2 protein-coding genes are annotated in these 1,598 nt (G+C 69.5%); both read left to right on the forward strand.

Translation table 11 applies throughout. The features are described from left to right. Positions 1-1,044 (forward strand): IS256 family transposase (locus ACQ3I4_RS16710; protein ID WP_430633943.1); only part of this gene is annotated, 1,044 nt, incomplete at its 5' end. Between the two features lie 167 nt (positions 1,045-1,211). After that, the coding region (locus ACQ3I4_RS16715) for a transposase (protein WP_430633347.1) at positions 1,212-1,598 on the forward strand (387 nt) is incomplete at its 3' end.

The following is a 1,598-nucleotide window of genomic DNA, read 5'->3' on the forward strand; positions in this document are numbered from 1 at the left end:
CGCGCCGGCACGCTGGAGGCCGCGGTCCCGAAGCTGCGCTCCGGCTCGTACTTCCCGGACTGGCTCCTCGAGCGCCGGCGCCGCGCCGAGGCCGCTCTGACCACGGTCGTGGCCACCAGCTACCTGCTCGGGGTCTCCACCCGCCGGATGGAGAAGCTCGTCGAAACCCTCGGGATCACCCGGCTCTCGAAGTCCCAGGTCTCGCTCATGGCCCAGGACCTGGACGCGCAGGTCGAGGCGTTCCGCACCCGCCCGCTGGACGCCGGGCCCTACGCGTTCGTGGCCGCCGACGCCCTGGTGCTCAAGGTCCGCGAGGGCGGCCGGGTCGTGAACGTCCACGCGCTGGTCGCCACCGGCGTCAACGCCGACGGGTACCGCGAGGTCCTCGGGATCCAGGCCTCCTCCGCGGAGGACGGCGCCGGCTGGCTCGGGTTCTTCCGCGACCTGGCCGCGCGCGGGCTCACCGGGGTGAGGCTGGTGACCTCCGACGCCCACGCCGGGCTCGTGGCCGCGATCGGCGCGACCCTGCCCGGCGCCGCCTGGCAGCGCTGCCGGACGCACTACGCGGCGAACCTGATGTCGGCCACGCCCAAGGCGTCCTGGCCGTGGGTCAAGACGCTGCTTCACTCGGTCTACGACCAGCCCGACGCGGCCGGCGTGCACGCCCAGTTCGACCGGGTCCTGGACGCCCTGGCCGAGAAGCTCCCGAAGACCGCCGACCACCTCGAGGCCGCGCGCGAGGACATCCTCGCGTTCGCCGCCTTCCCCAAGGGCCTCTGGCGCCAGGTCTGGTCCAACAACCCGCAGGAACGCCTGAACCGGGAAGTCCGCCGACGCACCGACGTCGTCGGGATCTTCCCCGACCGGGCCGCCCTGATCCGCCTCGTCGGCGCCGTGCTGGCCGAGCAGCACGACGAGTGGACCGAATCCCGCCGCTACCTCGGCCTCGACCTCATCCAGCAATCACTCGCCGTCGGGGCCACGCCCGACACCGACACCGACCCGAAGGAGGACACCGGCACCGACCTGGCGCTCAGCGCCTAACCAACCCAAGAATCAGGCTGCACCCGCGTTACACCACGCAAATGGACTTGACCCTCGACCTACCGCTCGGACGAGAGCGCGTGGCGAGTCCATGTGAGGGACTGTGGAAATAACGGTGTATCCGGCTCGACACGCCGGGCGGTAAGCCTGGCGGGGAGGAGCCCGATATGGCCGCAACACTTGAGGCTGTGCCGAGTACGAAAACCGCTGAAAAGAAGACAGAAGTATCCGAGGGCGACGCTGCGCGCGAGCTGGTCAGAATGGCGAAGGAACAGGGCCTGTCCCTGACCGGGCCGGACGGTCTGCTCAAGCAGCTGACCAAGACCGTGATCGAGACCGCGCTCGATGAGGAAATGACCGAGCATCTCGGATATGAAAAGCACGATACGGCAGGGAAGCAGACCGCGAATTCCCGCAACGGCGTGCGCCCAAAAACGGTGCTGACGGAGACCACGGGCCCGGTGGAGGTGGACGTGCCGCGGGACCGGGAAGGGACCTTCTCACCGGTCATCGTCAAGAAGCGTCAGCGCCGCCTGACCGGTGTCGATGAGATG

The sequence above is a fragment of the Zafaria sp. Z1313 genome (genome assembly GCF_050563205.1).
Lineage (GTDB): Bacteria > Actinomycetota > Actinomycetes > Actinomycetales > Micrococcaceae > JAZDCJ01.